Source organism: Actinoplanes sp. NPDC026623 (genome assembly GCF_040638275.1).
Taxonomy (GTDB): Bacteria; Actinomycetota; Actinomycetes; order Mycobacteriales; family Micromonosporaceae; genus Actinoplanes.
In genome coordinates, this window is the sequence record NZ_JBEZXZ010000411.1 from 1 (window position 1) to 2,182 (window position 2,182).

Annotated in this window: 4 protein-coding genes; 2 read left to right on the forward strand and 2 right to left on the reverse strand. The window is 74.7% G+C overall.

Annotated elements, in window-relative coordinates:
• The first annotated feature begins 172 nt into the window (after positions 1 to 172).
• The gene (locus AB0F10_RS45330) at positions 173 to 703 is read left to right on the forward strand and encodes a DUF2064 domain-containing protein (RefSeq protein WP_360640776.1); all 531 of its coding nucleotides are present in this window, start codon (positions 173 to 175) and stop codon (positions 701 to 703) included.
• Positions 704 to 752: 49 nt separating this feature from the next.
• A complete protein-coding gene (locus AB0F10_RS45335) occupies positions 753 to 1,634 on the forward strand; it encodes an LLM class F420-dependent oxidoreductase (RefSeq protein ID WP_360640778.1) in 882 nt (293 codons plus the stop codon).
• 23 nt (positions 1,635 to 1,657) lie between these two features.
• Here the strand turns inward: AB0F10_RS45335 and AB0F10_RS45340 are convergent, their stop codons facing one another.
• Positions 1,658 to 1,912, reverse strand: a complete 255-nt coding sequence (locus tag AB0F10_RS45340) for a hypothetical protein (protein WP_360640780.1) — start codon at positions 1,910 to 1,912, stop codon at positions 1,658 to 1,660.
• An 8-nt stretch (positions 1,913 to 1,920) separates the two neighbouring features.
• On the reverse strand, positions 1,921 to 2,182 hold a 262-nt coding region (locus AB0F10_RS45345), incomplete at its 5' end, for a S8 family serine peptidase (protein ID WP_360640782.1).

Here is a 2,182-nt window from a genome sequence, read left to right on the forward strand (position 1 = left end):
CCGGCCCCCCCCACCCCAGACCGCCACGGGATGCCCCACCACCCCACCACCCCCCCCCCCCGCGGGCCGCCGGCCCCGCCGCCCACCCCCCCCCCCCCCCCCCGGCGGGCGGCGGCCCGACGCCCGCCGGGTGCGCCCGTGCCGGCCCCGGCCGTCCATCGGCCCGGCCGGCGTGGAACTGGTGTCCGGCCTGGCCGGGCCCGCCGTCCGGCTCTGCCCGCAGTACTCGCCCGAGCACGCGACGACGCTGACCCTGGCGGCCGCCGCCGACACGATCCGGGCGGTGCGGGCGCTGCCCGGCCGGGCCGTCGCGGTCGAGCGGGCACTGGCGGGCACCCGCCGGTGCCCCGGCCCGCTGCTGTTCGTGGCGGCGGAGACGCCGCAGCTCACCCCGGACCTGCTGGCCGGCGCGATCGGGCTGCTGGACGACTTCGACGCGGTGCTCGGGCCGACCACCGGCGACGGCTGGTGGGCGTTCGGCCTGAGCGAGCCGGCGCACGCCGCGCTCGGCCCGTCGACCGGCCTCGGCTCGCTGACCGTCGCGGCGTTGCGGCTCGGCCTGCGGGTGGCGATGCTGCCGACGCTGCGCGGGCTCGACACCGGCGCCGACGTGGCGCCGGTCGCCGCGCGGTGCCCGGCCGGCAGCCTGTTCGCCGCCACCGTCGCGCGGCTGGCGCAGCAACCGGCGGTGACCGCGCCCTGATGTTCCGGCGGGGCTGAAGGGCCTGCCATGATCGGGTACGTTGCTGGGCATGAGCGTGCGTTTCGGAGTCTTCGTGCCGCAGGGATGGAAGCAGGATCTGGTCGAGATCGCCGACCCGGTCGAGCAGTACGAGGCGATGACCGCGGTCGCCAAGGCCGCGGATGCCGGCCCGTGGGACTCGGTGTGGGTCTACGACCACTTCCACACGATCCCCGAGCCGACGATCAACACCACCTTCGAGTGCTGGACGGTCACCTCGACCCTGGCCCGGGACACCACCCGGATCAACATCGGGCAGATGGTCGGCTGCAACGGCTACCGCCAGCCCTCGCTCTACGCCAAGATCGCCTCCACTGTCGACGTGGCCAGCCACGGCCGCCTCTACGCCGGGCTCGGCGCGGGCTGGTATGAGCACGAGTGGAAGGCCTACGGCTACGAGTGGACCGAGGTGCCGCAGCGGATGGGCGAGTTCCGCGAGGCCGTCGAGATCGTGCACCGGATGTGGACCGAGGAGCGGCCGGTCTTCTCGGGCCGGCACTACTCGATCGACGGCCCGATCAACGAGCCCAAGGGCGTCCGCAAGCCGCACCCGTCGTTCTGGCTCGGTGGCGGCGGCGAGAAGGTCACCCTGAAGCTCGTCGCGCAGTACGCGGACGCCTGCAACGTCGGCGGCGGCAACCCCGAGCTGATCAAGCGGAAGCTCGACGTGCTGCGCGGGCACTGCGACAGGCTGGGCCGCGACTACGACCGGATCATCAAGTCCACCGGCCTGGAGCTGAACCTTCAGGAGTCCACGGCGGACACCATCGGGCGGATCGAGCGGATGGTCGAGGCCGGCGCCGACTACGTGATCGTGTATGTGCCGCGAGTCGCCTACGACCACGAGCCGATGCTGCGCTTCGCCGGCGAGGTGATCCCGCAGTTCGCGTAGGTCCGTGCTGGAGCGCCCTCGTCTCACCAGGGAAAGATGTCGATCGTCGTCGCGCTCGCGACAGTGACCCGGTGATCGTCGAGCAGCACGCGCAGGTAGTTCGCCGGCGCCGTCAGGATCACGGCACCGGCGCGGGGCAGGTGGCGCACGTCCGCCGGCACCTGGCCGGTCGCCGCGCTCGCCGCTGCGATCACGGCCGGACCGCTCGCCTCGCCGGCCACGATCAGGATGGCGTGCACCGGTCCCGCCGACCCGGCCGCCGCCAGCTGACGGCTCAACCGGGGGTCTACCCGCGCCGATCGTGGCATGGCGCCCCCTCGACCAGGTGCCGCAGGGCACCGAGCGGATCGACCAGGCCGCGGCCCTGTCGCGCGCGACGATCGCCGGCCAGCGGCCGCGCGCTCTCGACCAGCGCGCGCTCGACGTCGGCCACGCCTGCGTCGGGGCGGGCCTGGAACAGCAGCGCCGCCACCCCCGCCACGTGGGCCGCGGCCATCGAGGTGCCGTCGACGGCGATCAGGCGCCCGCCCGGGCCGGGCACCGGTGTG